General features: G+C 71.7%; 16 protein-coding genes. 12 read left to right on the top strand and 4 right to left on the bottom strand.

The annotated features are described in order from the left end of the window. Positions 1-168: 168 nt before the first annotated feature. On the bottom strand, positions 169-936 hold the full coding sequence (locus tag IF99_RS0113275; RefSeq protein ID WP_030996644.1) for an ABC transporter permease: 768 nt from the start codon (positions 934-936) through the stop codon (positions 169-171). Further along, positions 933-1,901, bottom strand: a complete 969-nt coding sequence (locus IF99_RS0113270; protein ID WP_030996643.1) for an ABC transporter ATP-binding protein — start codon at positions 1,899-1,901, stop codon at positions 933-935. Before IF99_RS0113270 ends, IF99_RS0113275 begins: the two co-directional genes overlap by 4 nt. Before the next feature lie 277 nt (positions 1,902-2,178). Here IF99_RS0113270 and IF99_RS0113265 point away from each other — a divergent pair, with 277 nt between their 5' ends. The 10 genes from IF99_RS0113265 to IF99_RS0113220 all read left to right on the top strand — a co-directional run bounded on the left by IF99_RS0113265 (position 2,179) and on the right by IF99_RS0113220 (position 9,860). Continuing rightward, complete coding sequence (locus IF99_RS0113265; protein ID WP_030996642.1) at positions 2,179-2,952, top strand: helix-turn-helix transcriptional regulator; 774 nt, start codon at positions 2,179-2,181, stop codon at positions 2,950-2,952. Further along, entirely contained in the window at positions 2,949-4,370 is a 1,422-nt protein-coding gene (sufB, locus tag IF99_RS0113260; RefSeq protein WP_030996641.1) for a Fe-S cluster assembly protein SufB, read from the top strand. The genes IF99_RS0113265 and sufB overlap by 4 nt, the downstream gene beginning before the upstream one ends. A 135-nt stretch (positions 4,371-4,505) precedes the next feature. Beyond that, the gene (sufD, locus tag IF99_RS0113255; protein ID WP_030996640.1) at positions 4,506-5,681 is read left to right on the top strand and encodes a Fe-S cluster assembly protein SufD; all 1,176 of its coding nucleotides are present in this window, start codon (positions 4,506-4,508) and stop codon (positions 5,679-5,681) included. Beyond that, on the top strand, positions 5,678-5,998 hold the full coding sequence (locus IF99_RS0113250) for a non-heme iron oxygenase ferredoxin subunit (RefSeq protein WP_030996639.1): 321 nt from the start codon (positions 5,678-5,680) through the stop codon (positions 5,996-5,998). Before sufD ends, IF99_RS0113250 begins: the two co-directional genes overlap by 4 nt. A 7-nt stretch (positions 5,999-6,005) precedes the next feature. After that, a complete protein-coding gene (gene sufC / locus IF99_RS0113245) occupies positions 6,006-6,770 on the top strand; it encodes a Fe-S cluster assembly ATPase SufC (protein WP_030996638.1) in 765 nt (254 codons plus the stop codon). Beyond that, a complete protein-coding gene (locus tag IF99_RS0113240; RefSeq protein ID WP_030996637.1) occupies positions 6,767-8,038 on the top strand; it encodes a cysteine desulfurase in 1,272 nt (423 codons plus the stop codon). Before sufC ends, IF99_RS0113240 begins: the two co-directional genes overlap by 4 nt. 13 nt (positions 8,039-8,051) lie before the next feature. After that, positions 8,052-8,540: a Fe-S cluster assembly sulfur transfer protein SufU gene (gene sufU / locus IF99_RS0113235; protein ID WP_030996636.1), complete on the top strand. Its 489-nt coding sequence runs from the start codon at positions 8,052-8,054 to the stop codon at positions 8,538-8,540. Continuing rightward, positions 8,537-8,875: a metal-sulfur cluster assembly factor gene (locus IF99_RS0113230; protein ID WP_008748606.1), complete on the top strand. Its 339-nt coding sequence runs from the start codon at positions 8,537-8,539 to the stop codon at positions 8,873-8,875. The genes sufU and IF99_RS0113230 overlap by 4 nt, the downstream gene beginning before the upstream one ends. A 119-nt stretch (positions 8,876-8,994) precedes the next feature. After that, positions 8,995-9,315, top strand: a complete 321-nt coding sequence (locus IF99_RS0113225; protein ID WP_030996635.1) for a DMT family transporter — start codon at positions 8,995-8,997, stop codon at positions 9,313-9,315. After that, positions 9,315-9,860 carry a TetR/AcrR family transcriptional regulator gene (locus tag IF99_RS0113220; RefSeq protein ID WP_030996634.1) on the top strand — a complete coding sequence of 182 codons (546 nt, stop codon included), beginning with the start codon at positions 9,315-9,317 and terminating at the stop codon, positions 9,858-9,860. The genes IF99_RS0113225 and IF99_RS0113220 overlap by 1 nt, the downstream gene beginning before the upstream one ends. An 87-nt stretch (positions 9,861-9,947) precedes the next feature. Here IF99_RS0113220 and IF99_RS0113215 read toward each other — a convergent pair whose 3' ends face one another. Beyond that, positions 9,948-10,838, bottom strand: a complete 891-nt coding sequence (locus IF99_RS0113215; RefSeq protein WP_030996632.1) for a winged helix-turn-helix transcriptional regulator — start codon at positions 10,836-10,838, stop codon at positions 9,948-9,950. Positions 10,839-10,949: 111 nt separating this feature from the next. Between IF99_RS0113215 and dapD the strand changes: the two genes are divergently transcribed. Both dapD and IF99_RS0113205 read left to right on the top strand, forming a co-directional pair. Next, positions 10,950-11,939, top strand: coding sequence for a 2,3,4,5-tetrahydropyridine-2,6-dicarboxylate N-succinyltransferase (gene dapD, locus IF99_RS0113210; protein ID WP_030996631.1), 990 nt, complete (start codon positions 10,950-10,952; stop codon positions 11,937-11,939). Positions 11,940-12,060: 121 nt separating this feature from the next. Next, positions 12,061-12,399, top strand: a complete 339-nt coding sequence (locus IF99_RS0113205) for a hypothetical protein (RefSeq protein ID WP_030996630.1) — start codon at positions 12,061-12,063, stop codon at positions 12,397-12,399. A 45-nt stretch (positions 12,400-12,444) separates the two neighbouring features. Here the strand turns inward: IF99_RS0113205 and IF99_RS0113200 are convergent, their stop codons facing one another. Continuing rightward, on the bottom strand, positions 12,445-14,283 hold the full coding sequence (locus IF99_RS0113200) for an endonuclease/exonuclease/phosphatase family protein (protein WP_030996629.1): 1,839 nt from the start codon (positions 14,281-14,283) through the stop codon (positions 12,445-12,447). Positions 14,284-14,490: the final 207 nt, after the last annotated feature.

Raw genomic sequence — 14,490 nt, 5'->3', positions numbered from 1 at the left:
CGGCGATGCGCGCGGGGGCGTCCGTCGCGGAGGCAGACCCCGCGGAGCCGGGGTCAGACGAGCACGGCGGCCCGGGGGGAGACGCGCCCCGAGGCCCGCCGCTCCCGCGAGACCGGCAGGAACCGGCCCCGAGGCCCGCCGCTCGGCGAGCGGCCCCGGCGCCGTCCCTCACTCCCAGCGGAAGAAGCGTCCCGCCGCTCCCAGCCCGAGCACGGTCCACACCGCCAGCACGAGCAGGTCCTTCACCGGCACTCCCGCGCCGTGCCGGAGAACTTCGCGCAGGCCGTCCGAGAGGGCCGCGATCGGGAGGAGTTCGAGGACGGAGCGGACCGCGTCGGGGAACTTGTCGAGGGGCACGATCACGCCGCCCGCGACGAGCAGCAGCAGGAAGACCAGGTTCGCCGCCGCGAGCGTCACCTCGGCCTTCAGGGTGCCCGCCATCAGCAGGCCGAGGCCCGAGAAGGCCGCCGTGCCGAGGAGCAGGAGCAGCACGACCCAGACCGGGTTGCCGTGCGGGGACCAGCCGAGCGCGAAGGCGATGACGGTCAGGAGCACGACCTGGAGGACCTCGGTGACCAGGACCGACAGGGTCTTCGCCGTCATGAGGGCCCAGCGCGGCAGCGGCGAGGCGCCGAGGCGCTTGAGCACCCCGTACCTGCGCTCGAAGCCCGTCGCGATCGCCTGGCCCGTGAAGGCCGTGGACATGACCGCGAGGGCGAGGACCCCCGGCGCGAGGAAGTCGACGCGCTCGCCGTCGCCCGTGTCCACGACATCGACGGCGGAGAAGAGCACGAGCAGCAGCGCCGGGATGATCACGGTGAGCAGCAGTTGTTCGCCGTTGCGCAGGAGCATCCTCGTCTCCAGCGCCGCCTGCGCCGCGATCATCCGCCCGACGGGAGCGGCGCCCGGCCGCGGTGCGTACGTACCGGCGCTCATGCGCGCAGCTCCTTACCGGTCAGTTCGAGGAAGACGTCCTCCAGCGTGTGCCGCTCCACGGCGATGCCCTCCGGCATGACGCCGTTCTGCGCGCACCACGAGGTGACGGTCGCGAGGAACCGCGGGTCCACGGCGCCCCCGACGCGGTACGTGCCGGGCGCCGTCTCGGCCGCCTCGCTGCCCGGCGGCAGCGCCTTGACCAGCGAGGACATGTCGAGTCCCGGCCGTCCGGTGAAGCGCAGCGTGTTCTCGGCGCCGCTCCGGCACAGCTCCTCGGGGCTGCCGTGCGCGACGACCTTGCCCCTGTCGACGATCGCGACCTCGTCCGAGAGCTGCTCGGCCTCCTCCATGTGGTGCGTCGTGAGGATCACCGAGACGCCGTCGGCGCGCAGCTCGCGGACCAGGTCCCACGTCGCGTGGCGGGCCTGCGGGTCCAGCCCGGCGGTCGGCTCGTCGAGGAAGACCAGCTCGGGGCGTCCCACGACGGCCATGGCGAGCGCGAGGCGCTGCTGCTGGCCGCCGGAGAGGCGCCGGTAACTCGTCCGGCCGCACGAGGCGAGACCGAGGCGCTCGATGAGCGCGGGGACGTCGAGCGGCCGCGCGTGCAGCTTCGCCATGTGGCGCAGCATCTCCTCGGCCCGCGCTCCCGAGTAGACGCCGCCCGACTGGAGCATCACGCCGACGCGGGGACGCAACCGGGCCGCGTCCGCGAGCGGGTCGAGCCCGAGGACACGCACCCGGCCCGCGTCGGGGCGCCGGTAGCCCTCGCACGTCTCGATCGTCGTGGTCTTGCCCGCCCCGTTGGGCCCGAGCACGGCGGTGACGCCGGGGGCCGCGACGAGATCCAGCCCGTCCACGGCCGTCTTCGTCCCGTACCGCTTCACCAGTCCCTCGATCCGGAGTACGGGGGCCGCCGGCTCGGGTCCTGACGACGGGCGGGGGATGCCCGGCTGGTCACTGCGCATGGGCGAAGTCTAGAAAGCCGCGGCACGGGAGCGGCGCGCGGGGCCACGCCCGAGCGAAACGGGCAAAGCGGGTGCGGCGTGCTCCCTTCGTGCCCGACGGGGCCTCCGGGGCCGCGAGGGGACGGCCTGCGACGGCATACCCTTGCTGAGCTGCGCTTTTCCGCTCACCCGGGACGCGTACGCACCTCTAATGAGGTCACCCTAAGTGACTGAGGCCACCCCGGGCCCCTGACCAGCTCGCTTGTCCGCGCCCGAGGAATTACGCAACAATGGCGTTGTGAAATACGAGGGTGAGGTCTCCGAGGCCGCGACCGGCGAGCGCTCCACGCGCAACCGCGTCGTGCGCTCGATCCTGCACCACGGCCCCTCCACCGTCGCCGAGCTGGCCGAACGCCTCGGGCTCACCCAGGCCGCCGTCCGCCGGCACCTCGACGCCCTCCTCGCCGACACCGTCGTCGAGGCCCGCGCCCGCCGGGTCTACGGAGCCCGCGGCCGGGGCCGCCCCGCCAAGGTCTTCGCACTCACCGACTGCGGCCGCGACGCCCTCGACCAGTCCTACGACCAGCTCGCCACCGAGGCGCTGCGCTTCATCGCCGCGCAGGGCGGCGAGAGCGCCATCGCCGCCTTCGCCCGCTCCCGTATCGAGGCCCAGTGCGAGGGGTACCGGGACGAGATCGAGGCCGCCGAGCCCGCCGAGCGGGCCCAGGTCCTCGCCAGGGCGCTGAGCGCCGACGGGTACGCTGCCACGGCGCGCGAGGCGCCCGGCCAGGGCCAGGGCGAGCAGCTCTGCCAGCACCACTGCCCGGTGGCGCACGTGGCGGAGCGGTTCCCGCAGCTGTGCGAGGCGGAGACCGAGTACTTCTCGCGGCTCCTCGGCACGCATGTGCAGCGGCTCGCCACCATCGCCCACGGGGACGGGGTCTGCACGACCTTCATCCCGCGCGGCAAGGCGCCCCCCGGACCCGGGGAGCCCCCGCTCCCCGCGCGGCCCGAGGACACCACCACGACCACCCACACATCAGCAAGCACGGCCGGGAGGAACCCCGCATGACTCTCCCCACGGAGACTGCCCACCCCGAACTGGAGGGCCTGGGTAAGTACGAGTACGGCTGGGCCGACTCCGACGTCGCGGGCGCGAGTGCCCGGCGTGGCCTGAACGAGGACGTCGTCCGGGACATCTCCGCGAAGAAGAACGAGCCGGAGTGGATGACCAAGCTCCGCCTCAAGGGCCTGAAGCTCTTCGAGAAGAAGCCCATGCCGAACTGGGGCTCCGACCTCTCCGGCATCGACTTCGACAACATCAAGTACTTCGTGCGCTCCACGGAGAAGCAGGCGGAGTCCTGGGAGGACCTGCCCGAGGACATCAAGAACACGTACGACAAGCTCGGCATCCCCGAGGCGGAGAAGCAGCGCCTCGTCGCGGGTGTCGCCGCGCAGTACGAGTCCGAGGTCGTCTACCACCAGATCCGCGAGGACCTGGAGGAGCAGGGCGTCATCTTCCTCGACACCGACACCGCGCTCAAGGAGCACCCGGACCTCTTCAAGGAGTACTTCGGGACCGTCATCCCCGTCGGTGACAACAAGTTCGCCTCGCTCAACTCGGCCGTGTGGTCGGGCGGCTCCTTCATCTACGTGCCGAAGGGCGTGCACGTAGAGATCCCGCTCCAGGCCTACTTCCGGATCAACACCGAGAACATGGGCCAGTTCGAGCGGACGCTGATCATCGTCGACGAGGACGCCTACGTCCACTACGTCGAGGGCTGCACCGCGCCGATCTACAAGTCGGACTCGCTGCACTCCGCGGTCGTCGAGATCGTCGTGAAGAAGGGCGCCCGCTGCCGCTACACGACGATCCAGAACTGGTCGAACAACGTCTACAACCTCGTCACCAAGCGTGCCGTGGCCTACGAGGGCGCGACCATGGAGTGGGTCGACGGCAACATCGGCTCCAAGGTGACGATGAAGTACCCGGCCGTCTACCTCATGGGCGAGCACGCCAAGGGCGAGACGCTGTCCATCGCCTTCGCGGGCGAGGGCCAGCACCAGGACGCGGGGGCCAAGATGGTCCACATGGCACCCCACACCTCCTCGAACATCGTCTCCAAGTCGGTGGCGCGCGGCGGTGGCCGCACCTCCTACCGCGGTCTCATCGAGGTCGGCGAGGGCGCCCAGGGGTCGAAGTCGAACGTGCTGTGCGACGCGCTGCTCGTCGACACCATCTCCCGCTCCGACACCTACCCCTACGTGGACGTCCGCGAGGACGACGTGTCCATGGGCCACGAGGCGACCGTCTCCAAGGTCTCCGACGACCAGCTCTTCTACCTCATGAGCCGCGGACTCACCGAGTTCGAGGCCATGGCGATGATCGTGCGCGGCTTCGTCGAGCCGATCGCCAAGGAGCTGCCCATGGAGTACGCGCTCGAACTCAACCGGCTGATCGAGCTCCAGATGGAGGGCGCGGTCGGCTGACGCCGGCCCCCGTCCGGGGCACGGTACGGGTACGGGCCCGCGGGTCACGCACCGCCCGGCCCGGCCCGTACCGCCCCGGACCCCTTCCCCGTTCCCCCCATCCCCTGATCGCAGGAAGAGAGCACAACGACAGCCATGGCTGAGAGCATTCCGGTGGGTTCCACCACCGCCGGCCAGATCGCGGTGGCCGCGGAGTCGACCGTCGCCACCCGGATGAGCGCCCCGCCGTCCTTCGACGTGGCGGACTTCCCGGTGCCGCACGGCCGCGAGGAGGAGTGGCGCTTCACGCCGCTCGCGCGGCTGCGCGGCCTCCACGACGGCACCGCGAAGGCGGACGGCCGCGTGGAGATCGAGGTGAGCCTGCCCGCCGGGGTCACCCAGGAGACCGTGGACCGCGAGGACCCGCGCGTCGGCAAGGGCGGCACCCCCGTCGACCGCGTCGCCGCGCAGGCGTACAGCGCCTTCGAGAAGGCCAACGTCATCACGGTCCCCAAGGAGGCCCGCCCCGCCGAGCCGATCCGGATCGCGGTGCGCGGCCACGGTGGCGTCGCCTACGGCCACCAGGTCATCGAGCTGGGCGCCTTCGCCGAGGCCGTCGTCGTCCTCGACCACACCGGGGACGCGGTCCTCGCCGCCAACGTCGACTACCTCCTCGGCGACGGCGCGAAGCTCACCGTCGTCTCCGTGCAGGACTGGGGCACCGAGACCGTCCACGTCGGCCAGCACAACGCGCTGATCGGCCGCGACGCCTCCTTCAAGTCCGTCGTCGTCACCTTCGGCGGCGACCTCGTGCGCCTGCACCCCCGCGTGAGCTACACCGCCCCCGGCGGCGAGGCCGAACTGCTCGGCCTCTACTTCACCGACAAGGGCCAGCACCACGAGCACCGCCTCTTCGTCGACCACAACGCCCCGCACTGCACCTCGAACGTGAGCTACAAGGGCGCGCTCCAGGGCGAGGGCGCGCACGCCGTGTGGATCGGCGACGTCCTCATCGAGGCCGCCGCCGAGGGCACCGACACCTACGAGATGAACCGCAACCTCGTCCTCACCGACGGGGCGCGCGTCGACTCGGTGCCGAACCTGGAGATCGAGACCGGCGAGATCGTCGGCGCCGGGCACGCCTCCACCACCGGGCGCTTCGACGACGAGCAGCTCTTCTACCTCATGGCCCGCGGCATCGCCGAGGAGGACGCCCGCCGGCTCGTCGTGCGCGGCTTCTTCGCCGAACTCGTCCAGCGGATCGGGCTGCCCGACGTCGAGGAGCGCCTCCTCGCGAAGATCGGCGAGGAGCTGGAAGGAGCGGTCGGATGACCGCCTTCCAGCGCGCCTGCGGCCTCGCCGAACTCGACGAGGACACCCCGAAGCGCGTCGAGATCGACGGCACCCCCGTCGCCGTCGTCCGCACCGGGGGCGAGGTGTTCGCGATCAACGACATCTGCTCGCACGCGAACGTCTCGCTCTCCGAGGGCGAGGTCGAGGACTGCCAGATCGAGTGCTGGCTGCACGGCTCGGCCTTCGACCTGCGCACCGGGAAGCCCTCCGGACTGCCCGCGACGCGACCCGTCCCCGTATACCCCGTACAGATCGATGGGGACGACGTGCTCGTCTCCCTCTCCCAGGAGTCCTGAAGCACCCATGGCTACGCTTGAAATCCGCGACCTGCACGTCACCGTCGAGGCGGACAACGCCACGAAGGAGATCCTCAAGGGCGTCGACCTGACCGTGAGGCGGGGCGAGACGCACGCCATCATGGGCCCCAACGGCTCCGGCAAGTCCACGCTCGCCTACTCGCTCGCCGGGCACCCCAAGTACACGATCACGGGCGGCACCGTGACGCTCGACGGCGAGGACGTCCTGGAGATGACCGTCGACGAGCGCGCCCGCGCCGGCGTGTTCCTCGCCATGCAGTACCCGGTCGAGGTCCCCGGCGTCTCCGTCTCCAACTTCCTGCGCACCTCGGCGACCGCCGTGCGCGGCGAGGCCCCCAAGCTGCGCACCTGGGTGAAGGAGGTCAAGGAGGCCATGGAGCGCCTCCAGATGGACCCCGCCTTCGCCGAGCGCAACGTCAACGAGGGCTTCTCCGGCGGTGAGAAGAAGCGCCACGAGATCCTCCAGCTCGAACTGCTCAAGCCGAAGATCGCGATCCTGGACGAGACCGACTCCGGGCTCGACGTCGACGCGCTGCGCATCGTCTCCGAGGGCGTCAACCGCGTCCGCGAGTCCGGCGAGGTCGGCACCCTGCTGATCACGCACTACACGCGCATCCTGCGCTACATCAAGCCCGACTTCGTCCACGTCTTCGTCAACGGCCGCGTCGCCGAGTCCGGTGGCCCCGAGCTCGCCGACAAGCTGGAGAACGAGGGCTACGAGTCCTACGTGAAGGGTGGCGTATCCGCGTGACTGACCCCCACAAGGGGCTGACCGGTCTGCTCGACACCGAGGCGATCCGCAAGGACTTCCCGATCCTCGACCGCCGGGTCCACGACGGCAAGCCCCTCGTGTACCTCGACAACGCGGCCACCTCGCAGACGCCGCGCCAGGTCATCGACACCCTCAGTACGTACTACGAGCGGTACAACGCCAATGTCCACCGCGGCGTGCACGTGCTCGCCGAGGAGGCCACGGAGCTCTACGAGGGCGCGCGGGACAAGGTCGCGGAGTTCGTCAACGCGCCGAGCCGCGACGAGGTGATCTTCACGAAGAACGCCTCGGAGTCGCTCAACCTCGTCGCGAACATGCTCGGCTGGGCCGACGAGCCCTACCGCGTCGACCGCGAGACCGAGATCGTCATCACGGAGATGGAGCACCACTCCAACATCGTGCCGTGGCAGCTGCTCGCGCAGCGCACCGGCGCGAAGCTGAAGTGGTTCGGCCTCGACCCCGCCGACGGCACCCTCGACCTGTCGAACATCGAGGAGGTCATCACCGAGAAGACGAAGATCGTCTCCTTCGTGCTGGTCTCCAACATCCTCGGCACGCACAACCCGGTCGAGCAGATCGTGCGCCGCGCCCACGAGGTCGGCGCGCTCGTGCTCATCGACGCCTCGCAGGCCGCGCCGCACATGCCGCTCGACGTGCAGGCGCTCCAGGCGGACTTCGTCGCCTTCACCGGGCACAAGATGTGCGGTCCGACCGGTATCGGCGTGCTGTGGGGCCGGCAGGAACTCCTGGAGGACCTGCCGCCCTTCCTCGGCGGCGGCGAGATGATCGAGACCGTCTCGATGCACTCCTCGACGTACGCGCCCGCCCCGCACAAGTTCGAAGCGGGCACCCCGCCGATCGCGCAGGCCGTCGGGCTCGGCGCGGCGGTGGACTACCTCACGTCGATCGGCATGGAGAAGATCGCCGCGCACGAGAAGGCGATCACCGAGTACGCGGTGCGCCGCCTCATGGAGGTCCCGGACCTGCGCGTCATCGGCCCGACCACGGCCGAGGAGCGCGGCTCCGCGATCTCCTTCACGCTCGGCGACATCCACCCGCACGACGTGGGGCAGGTGCTCGACGAGCAGGGGATCGCGGTCCGGGTCGGGCACCACTGCGCCCGCCCCGTGTGCCTCAGGTACGGAATTCCCGCGACCACGCGCGCGTCTTTCTATCTGTACTCCACGCCCGCCGAGGTCGACGCCCTGGTGGACGGCCTGGAGCACGTCCGCAACTTCTTCGGATGAGGGACGAGAGCCGGTGAAGCTGGATTCGATGTACCAGGACGTCATCCTGGACCACTACAAGCACCCGCACGGGCGGGGCCTGCGTCCGGGCGACGCGGAGGTGCACCACGTCAACCCGACGTGCGGCGACGAGATCACGCTGCGCGTCAGGTACGAGGGCTCCCGGATCGCCGACGTGAGCTACGAGGGCCAGGGCTGTTCGATCAGCCAGGCCAGCGCCTCCGTCCTCAACGACCTCCTGGTCGGCAAGGACGTCGAGGAGGCGCAGCGCATCCAGGGCACCTTCCTGGAGCTCATGCAGTCCAAGGGCAGGATCGAGCCCGACGACGCGATGGAGGAGGTGCTGGAGGACGCGGTGGCCTTCGCCGGGGTCTCCAAGTACCCCGCGCGCGTCAAGTGCGCGCTCCTGAGCTGGATGGCCTGGAAGGACGCGACCGCGCAGGCGCTGGGCGACACCGAGGCGCCCGCGTCCGCTGAGCCCGTTGAGAGGAAGACGGCATGAGCGAGAACGAGACGGCGACGCTGAGCCCCGCCTCCGAGGAGGAGGTCCGCGAGGCCCTCATGGACGTCGTCGACCCCGAGCTGGGGATCGACGTGGTCAACCTGGGCCTCATCTACGGGCTGCACATCGACGAGTCCAACGTCGCCACCGTGGACATGACGCTGACCTCGGCGGCCTGCCCGCTCACCGACGTCATCGAGGACCAGGCCAGGTCCGCGACCGAGGGCATCGTGAGCGAGCTGCGCATCAACTGGGTGTGGATGCCGCCGTGGGGACCGGACAAGATCACGGACGACGGGCGCGAGCAGCTGCGCGCGCTGGGCTTCAACGTCTGAGCCACCGGACCCGGCAGGACCTCCGGGCGAAAGGGCCTCCGCCGTGCGCGGGGGCCCTTTCGCATGCCCGCCCGCAGCCTTGTGTACGCCCGTACGCAACGATGTGTACCCTCGTACACATGGGATACCTGCTGCTGGCCGGGGCGATCCTGTGCGAGGTCGCCGCCACCACCGCCATGAAGTACAGCGAGGGCTTCACCCGGCTGTGGCCCTCCCTCCTGACCGCGGGCGGCTACATCGTCTGCTTCGCCCTGTTCGCGCGGGCCCTCAAAACCCTTGAGGTGGGCACCGCCTACGCCATCTGGGCCGGGGCGGGCACCGCGCTGATCGCGCTCATCGGCATGGTGTTCCTCGGCGAGTCCGTGACCCCCGCCCGGCTCGCGGGGACAGCCCTCGTCATCGGCGGGGTCGTCCTGCTCAACCTGGGAGGGGCCCACTGATGGCGGCCGTGCGGCGCTACGACCCCGACCGCAGGCAGCGGATCATCGACGCGGCGATCCGCGTCGTCGGCCGCTCCGGGATCGCCGGGCTCTCGCACCGCACCGCCGCCGCCGAGGCCGGGGTCCCGCTCGGCTCGACCACGTACCACTTCGCGACGCTCGACGACCTGCTCGTGGCCGCGCTGCGCCAGGCCAACGAGAACTTCGCGCGGCTCGTCCGCGAGCGGGGCGCCCTCGAGGCCCCGCCGGAGGGGCTCGCCGCGGCCCTTGCCGGGGCGATGGGGGCGTGGCTCTCGGCTGACCGGGCGCGCGCCGAGCTGGAGTGCGAGCTGTACCTCGCCGCCGTGCGCAAACCGGCCCTGCGCCCGGTCGCCGCGGAGTGGAGCCGCGCCCTGGAGGAACCCCTCGCGGCGCGCACCGACCCGGCGACGGCCCGCGCCGTCGCGGCGCTCATGGACGGGCTGTGCCTCCAGGTGCTGCTCACGGACAGCCCGTACGACGAGGACTACGCGCGGGAGATGCTGGGACGGGTGCTGGGGGAGTGAGGGCCGGCCGCCGACGGCGCGGTGTCCTCGGCGGCCGGTCGGCGTGACCGCCCGCCGGGGCCGGTGGACCGCCGCTGCGGACACGACCTAGGCTCCCGCCCGCTCCCGGACCGCCGTGAGCGCCGCCCGCACGCTCGCCACCACGTCCGGGACCGGGTACCAGACCTCCTGGACGACCCGCTCCCTGTCCACGAGCAGGGTCAGCCGCTTGAGGCGCCGGGTACCGGAGGTGCTGAAGACCGGCAGCCGCAGTGCCGCGGCGAGTTCGCCCGCCGCGTCCGACAGGAGCGGGAAGGGGAGGCGCTCCTTGGCCGCGAAGGCGCGCTGCTCGTCGGGGCGTTGCGTCGAGACGCCCCGCACCGCCGTGCCCTGGGCCACGAAGGCCGGCCACTCGTCGCGGTACGTGCACGATTCGAGCGTGCAGCCGCGCGCGCCCGGGATCTCCGCCCAGCCCGGCGGGTACGCGGCGGGGTCGGCGAAGGCCGCCGGGAAGAAGTAGAGGACGGTGAACTCCGCGTCGTCCGCGACCGGATCGAGCGGTGTGCCCGTCGCGTCGGGCAGCAGCAACCGGGGCACCACCGCCCCGCGCAGCCCGTGCACTCGCTCCGCCTCGCGCGATTCCCTGTCCGCCATCGCCCTCGTCTCCCCCTCGCCGAGCACCCAGGCATCGCCCCAGTCCTGGAGCGCGAGCAGCACGGGCAGCAGCGCGCGCCCGCGCGCCGTGAGCCGGTATTCGTGGCGCGGCGGGCGCTCCTGGTACGGGACCTTCTCCAGGACCCCCGCGCCGGTCAGCAGGCGCAGCCGTTCGGCGAGCACCTTGCGCGAGAGGCCGAGCCCCGCGCGCAGGTCCTCGAAGCGGTGCGCGCCGCGCGCCACATCCCGTACCAGGAGCAGCGTCCACGCGTCGCCGACGACGCCGAGCGCCTGCGCCATCGCGCAGTTCTCGTCCTCGGGACCACCCCGTACCGGCACGAGCACCCACCTCCCCACCTGCTGAGTTCCTTTGGGGAACGTACCACGGGGCCGGGAGGGCGCGCGGGCCGTGAGACCGGTTGGCCTCGTGGGCGGCCCGACCGTTAGGTTGCCCTCATGACCGACACGACTGCTCCTCGCGCCACCGGCGCCGTCGCCGCCGGGCTCGCGACCCTCGCGAGCGACGGTTCCGTACTCGACACCTGGTTCCCGGCGCCCGAACTGAGCGCGGACCCGGGCCCGGCGGGGACCGAGCGCCTCGACGCCGAGCGCGCCGCCGCCCTCCTCGGCCAGGACGTGGCCGGCGCTCTCGGCGCGGACCCGGTGCGCGACACGACGACCGTCGCCGTCCGCACGGTCATCTCCTCGCTCGACGACAAGCCGCTCGACACGCACGACGTCTACCTGCGGCTGCACCTGCTCTCGCACCGCCTCGTCAAGCCGCACGGCCAGAACCTCGACGGCATGTTCGGCCTGCTCCCGAACGTCGCCTGGACCTCGCTGGGCCCGGTCGCGGTGCCCGCGCTGGAGGCGGTCCGGCTGCGGGCCCGCGCGGCGGGCAAGCACCTCGCGGTCACCTCGGTGGACAAGTTCCCGCGCATGACCGACTACGTCGCACCCGCCGGGGTCCGCATCGGCGACGCGGACCGGGTCCGCCTCGGCGCGCACCTCGCCGCGGGCACGACCGTCATGCACGAGGGCTTCGTCAACTTCAACGCGGGCACGCTCGGCACCTCGATGGTCGAGGGCCGTATCTCGGCGGGCGTCGTCATCGGCGACGGCTCCGACATCGGCGGCGGCGCCTCCACGATGGGCACCCTCTCGGGCGGCGGCAGCGTCCGCATCACGGTCGGCGAGCACTGCCTCATCGGCGCCGAGGCGGGCATCGGCATCGCGCTCGGCGACCACTGCGTCGTCGAGGCGGGCCTCTACCTGACCGCGGGCACCCGTGTGACCCTCCCGGACGGCGAAATCGTCAAGGCCCGCGAGCTCTCCGGCTCCTCGCACATCCTCTTCCGCCGCAACTCGGTCACGGGCGCGGTCGAGGCCCGTCCGAACAACGCCGTGTGGGGCGGCCTGAACGACATCCTGCACGCGCACAACTGACGGCCCCCGCGCCCTCGGCGCCGCCCACGGGGTCCCCCGGGGGCGGCGGTGCCGCGTTCCGGGGCTCGCGGGGTGCGTGCTTTCCCGTGCGCGGGCGGGCCGGGCGGGGGAGCATGACCGCATGACAGGAAAAGCGCCGGGGAAGGCGCGCTATTCGATCGCCTCGAAGGACTCGTTTCTCTCCCTCGCCTCCGAGGGCTCCGTGCTGTCGATCGGCTCGGTCGGCTCGGTCCTGTCGATCGGCTCGGTGGGTTCCGTGCTCTCGGCCGGGTCCGTGGGGTCGGCGCTCAGCGCGCTGTCGTTCGGCTCCGCGCTCTCGGCCTGCTCGGGACTCTCGGTGCTCTCGGCGGGTTCGTTCGGCTCGCTGCGGACGAACGGGGCCGTGTTCAACCGGCGGGCGGGTGCCGCTGTCGCCGCGCTCGCGGTGTCGGGGTTCCTCGCCGTGCGGACACGGCGGTGACCGGAGGGGGTACGGGGCGTCCCGCGCCCGTACCCCCTGTGCCTCTCACGGCCTGAAGCGCAGCAACTGGGGGTCGTGGTCGCTGTTCTGCTGGGCGAACTCGGCGTTGATGTGGACGCTGTCGTAGCGGAAGGACGTGATGCCCTTGCTCACCAGGATCTGGTCGAGGACCTGGCTGTTGCCCTGGTAGACGTAGGTGTAGCGCTCGTCGGCCGGAAGCCGCTCGATGCCGGAGCGCAGGACCTTGCCCTTCGTCAGGATCTTCGTCGTCTCGGAGAACTCGAAGTCGTTGAGGTCCCCGAGGACGACGACGCGGGCCTTCTTGTCGAGCGCCGTGAGCTGGCGGACGAAGGCGTTGACCGAGGCGGCCTGCGCGTGGCGCTGCGTCTCGGAGCCGCGTACGGGAGGCTGCCGCGCCGCCGTCAGAGGCTGGTCGCCGCCCTTGGAGTTGAAGTGGTTGGCGACGACGAAGACGGTCTCGCCGCGGAAGACGAACTCGCCCGCGAGCGGCTTGCGGCTGTCCTCCCACGCCGGGTTCGCCGGGTCCACGCGGCCCGGTGAGGTGGCGAGCGCCGGGGCCCCGTCGCGCTCCACGACGGCCGTCGCCGTCGCCGCGTCGCCGCCCGGGCGGTCGGTGAAGGAGACGCGGTCCGGGTTGTAGAGGAAGACCTGCCGGATGTTGCCGCCCGGCTCGCCGCCGTCCTCGCCGTTCCGCGGGTCGATGCCGCGCCACGCGTAGCGCGGTCCGCCCGCCGCCACGATCGCGTCGGTGAACTTCTTCAGGGTCTGCTCCGCCGAGACCGTCCCGTCGTCCTTCGGGCCGTTGTCGTCCTGCACCTCCTCGATCGAGACGATGTCGGGCGAGGCGAGGTGCGTGACGACGCCGTCGGCGAGCGCGTCGAACTTCTCTCGCGGGTCGGTGGGGTCGAGGTTCTCGACGTTGTACGTGGCGACGGACAGCTCGTCGTCACGGCCCGGTTTCGCGGACTCCCGGACGAGACCGCCGTCCTGGACCTTCCCGATCGTCCTGGCCGCGATCGTGTAGCCGCCGTACTGGTTGAAGTCCATGGGGCCCTCGGTCGTGCCCGCGAGGGTGTCGCCGACGTTCGCGACGGGGAAGGGCTGCTGGGCGGCGGGCGCGAGCTGCTGGATCTGGAGGCGCCCGCCGTTCTGCGCGGCGTAGCCGCCGTACCGCGTCCCGCCGCGCTCCGTCGCGTTCTCGCGGGGCTTCACCGTGACCCACAGCTCCGCGTACGGATCGGTCGCGCCGACGACGCGCGAGGAACCGATGCGGACGTTCATGCCCTCCAGGGACTCGTAGTAGTCCGTGGCGAACTTCGTGGGGCGCAGCGTGAGGCCGTTGACGTAACCGTCGTCGCTCGCCTTGCCCTGGGGAGTGAAGGTGCCGGGCACGGTCCCGGCCGAGATCGCGACGGGTGCGGGGACCTCGTTGCCCGAGGAGACGACGGTGACGGCCGGCTTCTCGATCTCGGTGACGGACTGGTTGCCCGAGGCGGCGCCGCCCGGCACGTACTCGACGACGGTGCCGTCCACCCGTACCGCGTCCCCCACCGCGACCTTCGGCGCGGAGGAGGTGAAGACGAAGACGCCCTCGCTCGTCGCCGGGTTGTCGTCCGGTTTCGTCTCCTGGAACCAGAAGCCGCGGGAGCCGTTCACGCGCACGCCCGTCACGACGCCGCTCACGCCGGTGACGTGCTGCCCCGCGTAGGGCGAGACGCGGGTCGTGCCCTGGAGGGTGTGGATGCTCGGGCCGTCGGTGGGAGCGGCCGACGCGGGGGCGGTGAGCAGCATGCCGGCCGCCAGCGCGGTCGCGGTGGCGGAGGCCACGGTGAGCGCCGTGTGACGGCGGAAGGGAACGGGCATGGGGCGCGACTCCAGGTCTGAGGGCGGCCTTCGGGGGAAAACCGTGAGGGCGGATGCGTACCGCGGGGTTCTACGCGCGTCAATGTCCTTCCTGGGCCGGGGAGTTGTCAAGGTCGCGCCGGTGGCGCGCGGGCGAAGCGGAGATGAAGGCCGAGGGGCGCGTACGGGGGCGGGCTGGGGGTGCGGCGAGGGGGCGCGGCGAGGGCG

The sequence above is a fragment of the Streptomyces sp. NRRL F-5630 genome, assembly GCF_000719475.1.
In the GTDB taxonomy this organism is placed as follows: Bacteria; Actinomycetota; Actinomycetes; order Streptomycetales; family Streptomycetaceae; genus Streptomyces.
Note: the sequence above shows the minus strand (reverse complement) of the source record. Positions and strands in the feature narration are given on the sequence as shown.

Excerpts from the sequence above, each read along its gene's own strand:
- IF99_RS0113200 (WP_030996629.1), bottom strand. The coding sequence starts at position 14,283 with ATGCCCGTTCCCTTCCGCCGTCACACGGCGCTCACCGTGGCCTCCGCC.
- IF99_RS0113225 (WP_030996635.1), top strand. The coding sequence starts at position 8,995 with ATGGGATACCTGCTGCTGGCCGGGGCGATCCTGTGCGAGGTCGCCGCC.
- IF99_RS0113275 (WP_030996644.1), bottom strand. The coding sequence starts at position 936 with ATGAGCGCCGGTACGTACGCACCGCGGCCGGGCGCCGCTCCCGTCGGG.
- IF99_RS0113205 (WP_030996630.1), top strand. The coding sequence starts at position 12,061 with ATGACAGGAAAAGCGCCGGGGAAGGCGCGCTATTCGATCGCCTCGAAG.
- sufD (WP_030996640.1), top strand. The coding sequence starts at position 4,506 with ATGGCTGAGAGCATTCCGGTGGGTTCCACCACCGCCGGCCAGATCGCG.
- sufC (WP_030996638.1), top strand. The coding sequence starts at position 6,006 with ATGGCTACGCTTGAAATCCGCGACCTGCACGTCACCGTCGAGGCGGAC.
- IF99_RS0113230 (WP_008748606.1), top strand. The coding sequence starts at position 8,537 with ATGAGCGAGAACGAGACGGCGACGCTGAGCCCCGCCTCCGAGGAGGAG.
- IF99_RS0113270 (WP_030996643.1), bottom strand. The coding sequence starts at position 1,901 with ATGCGCAGTGACCAGCCGGGCATCCCCCGCCCGTCGTCAGGACCCGAG.
- IF99_RS0113220 (WP_030996634.1), top strand. The coding sequence starts at position 9,315 with ATGGCGGCCGTGCGGCGCTACGACCCCGACCGCAGGCAGCGGATCATC.
- IF99_RS0113250 (WP_030996639.1), top strand. The coding sequence starts at position 5,678 with ATGACCGCCTTCCAGCGCGCCTGCGGCCTCGCCGAACTCGACGAGGAC.
- dapD (WP_030996631.1), top strand. The coding sequence starts at position 10,950 with ATGACCGACACGACTGCTCCTCGCGCCACCGGCGCCGTCGCCGCCGGG.
- sufB (WP_030996641.1), top strand. The coding sequence starts at position 2,949 with ATGACTCTCCCCACGGAGACTGCCCACCCCGAACTGGAGGGCCTGGGT.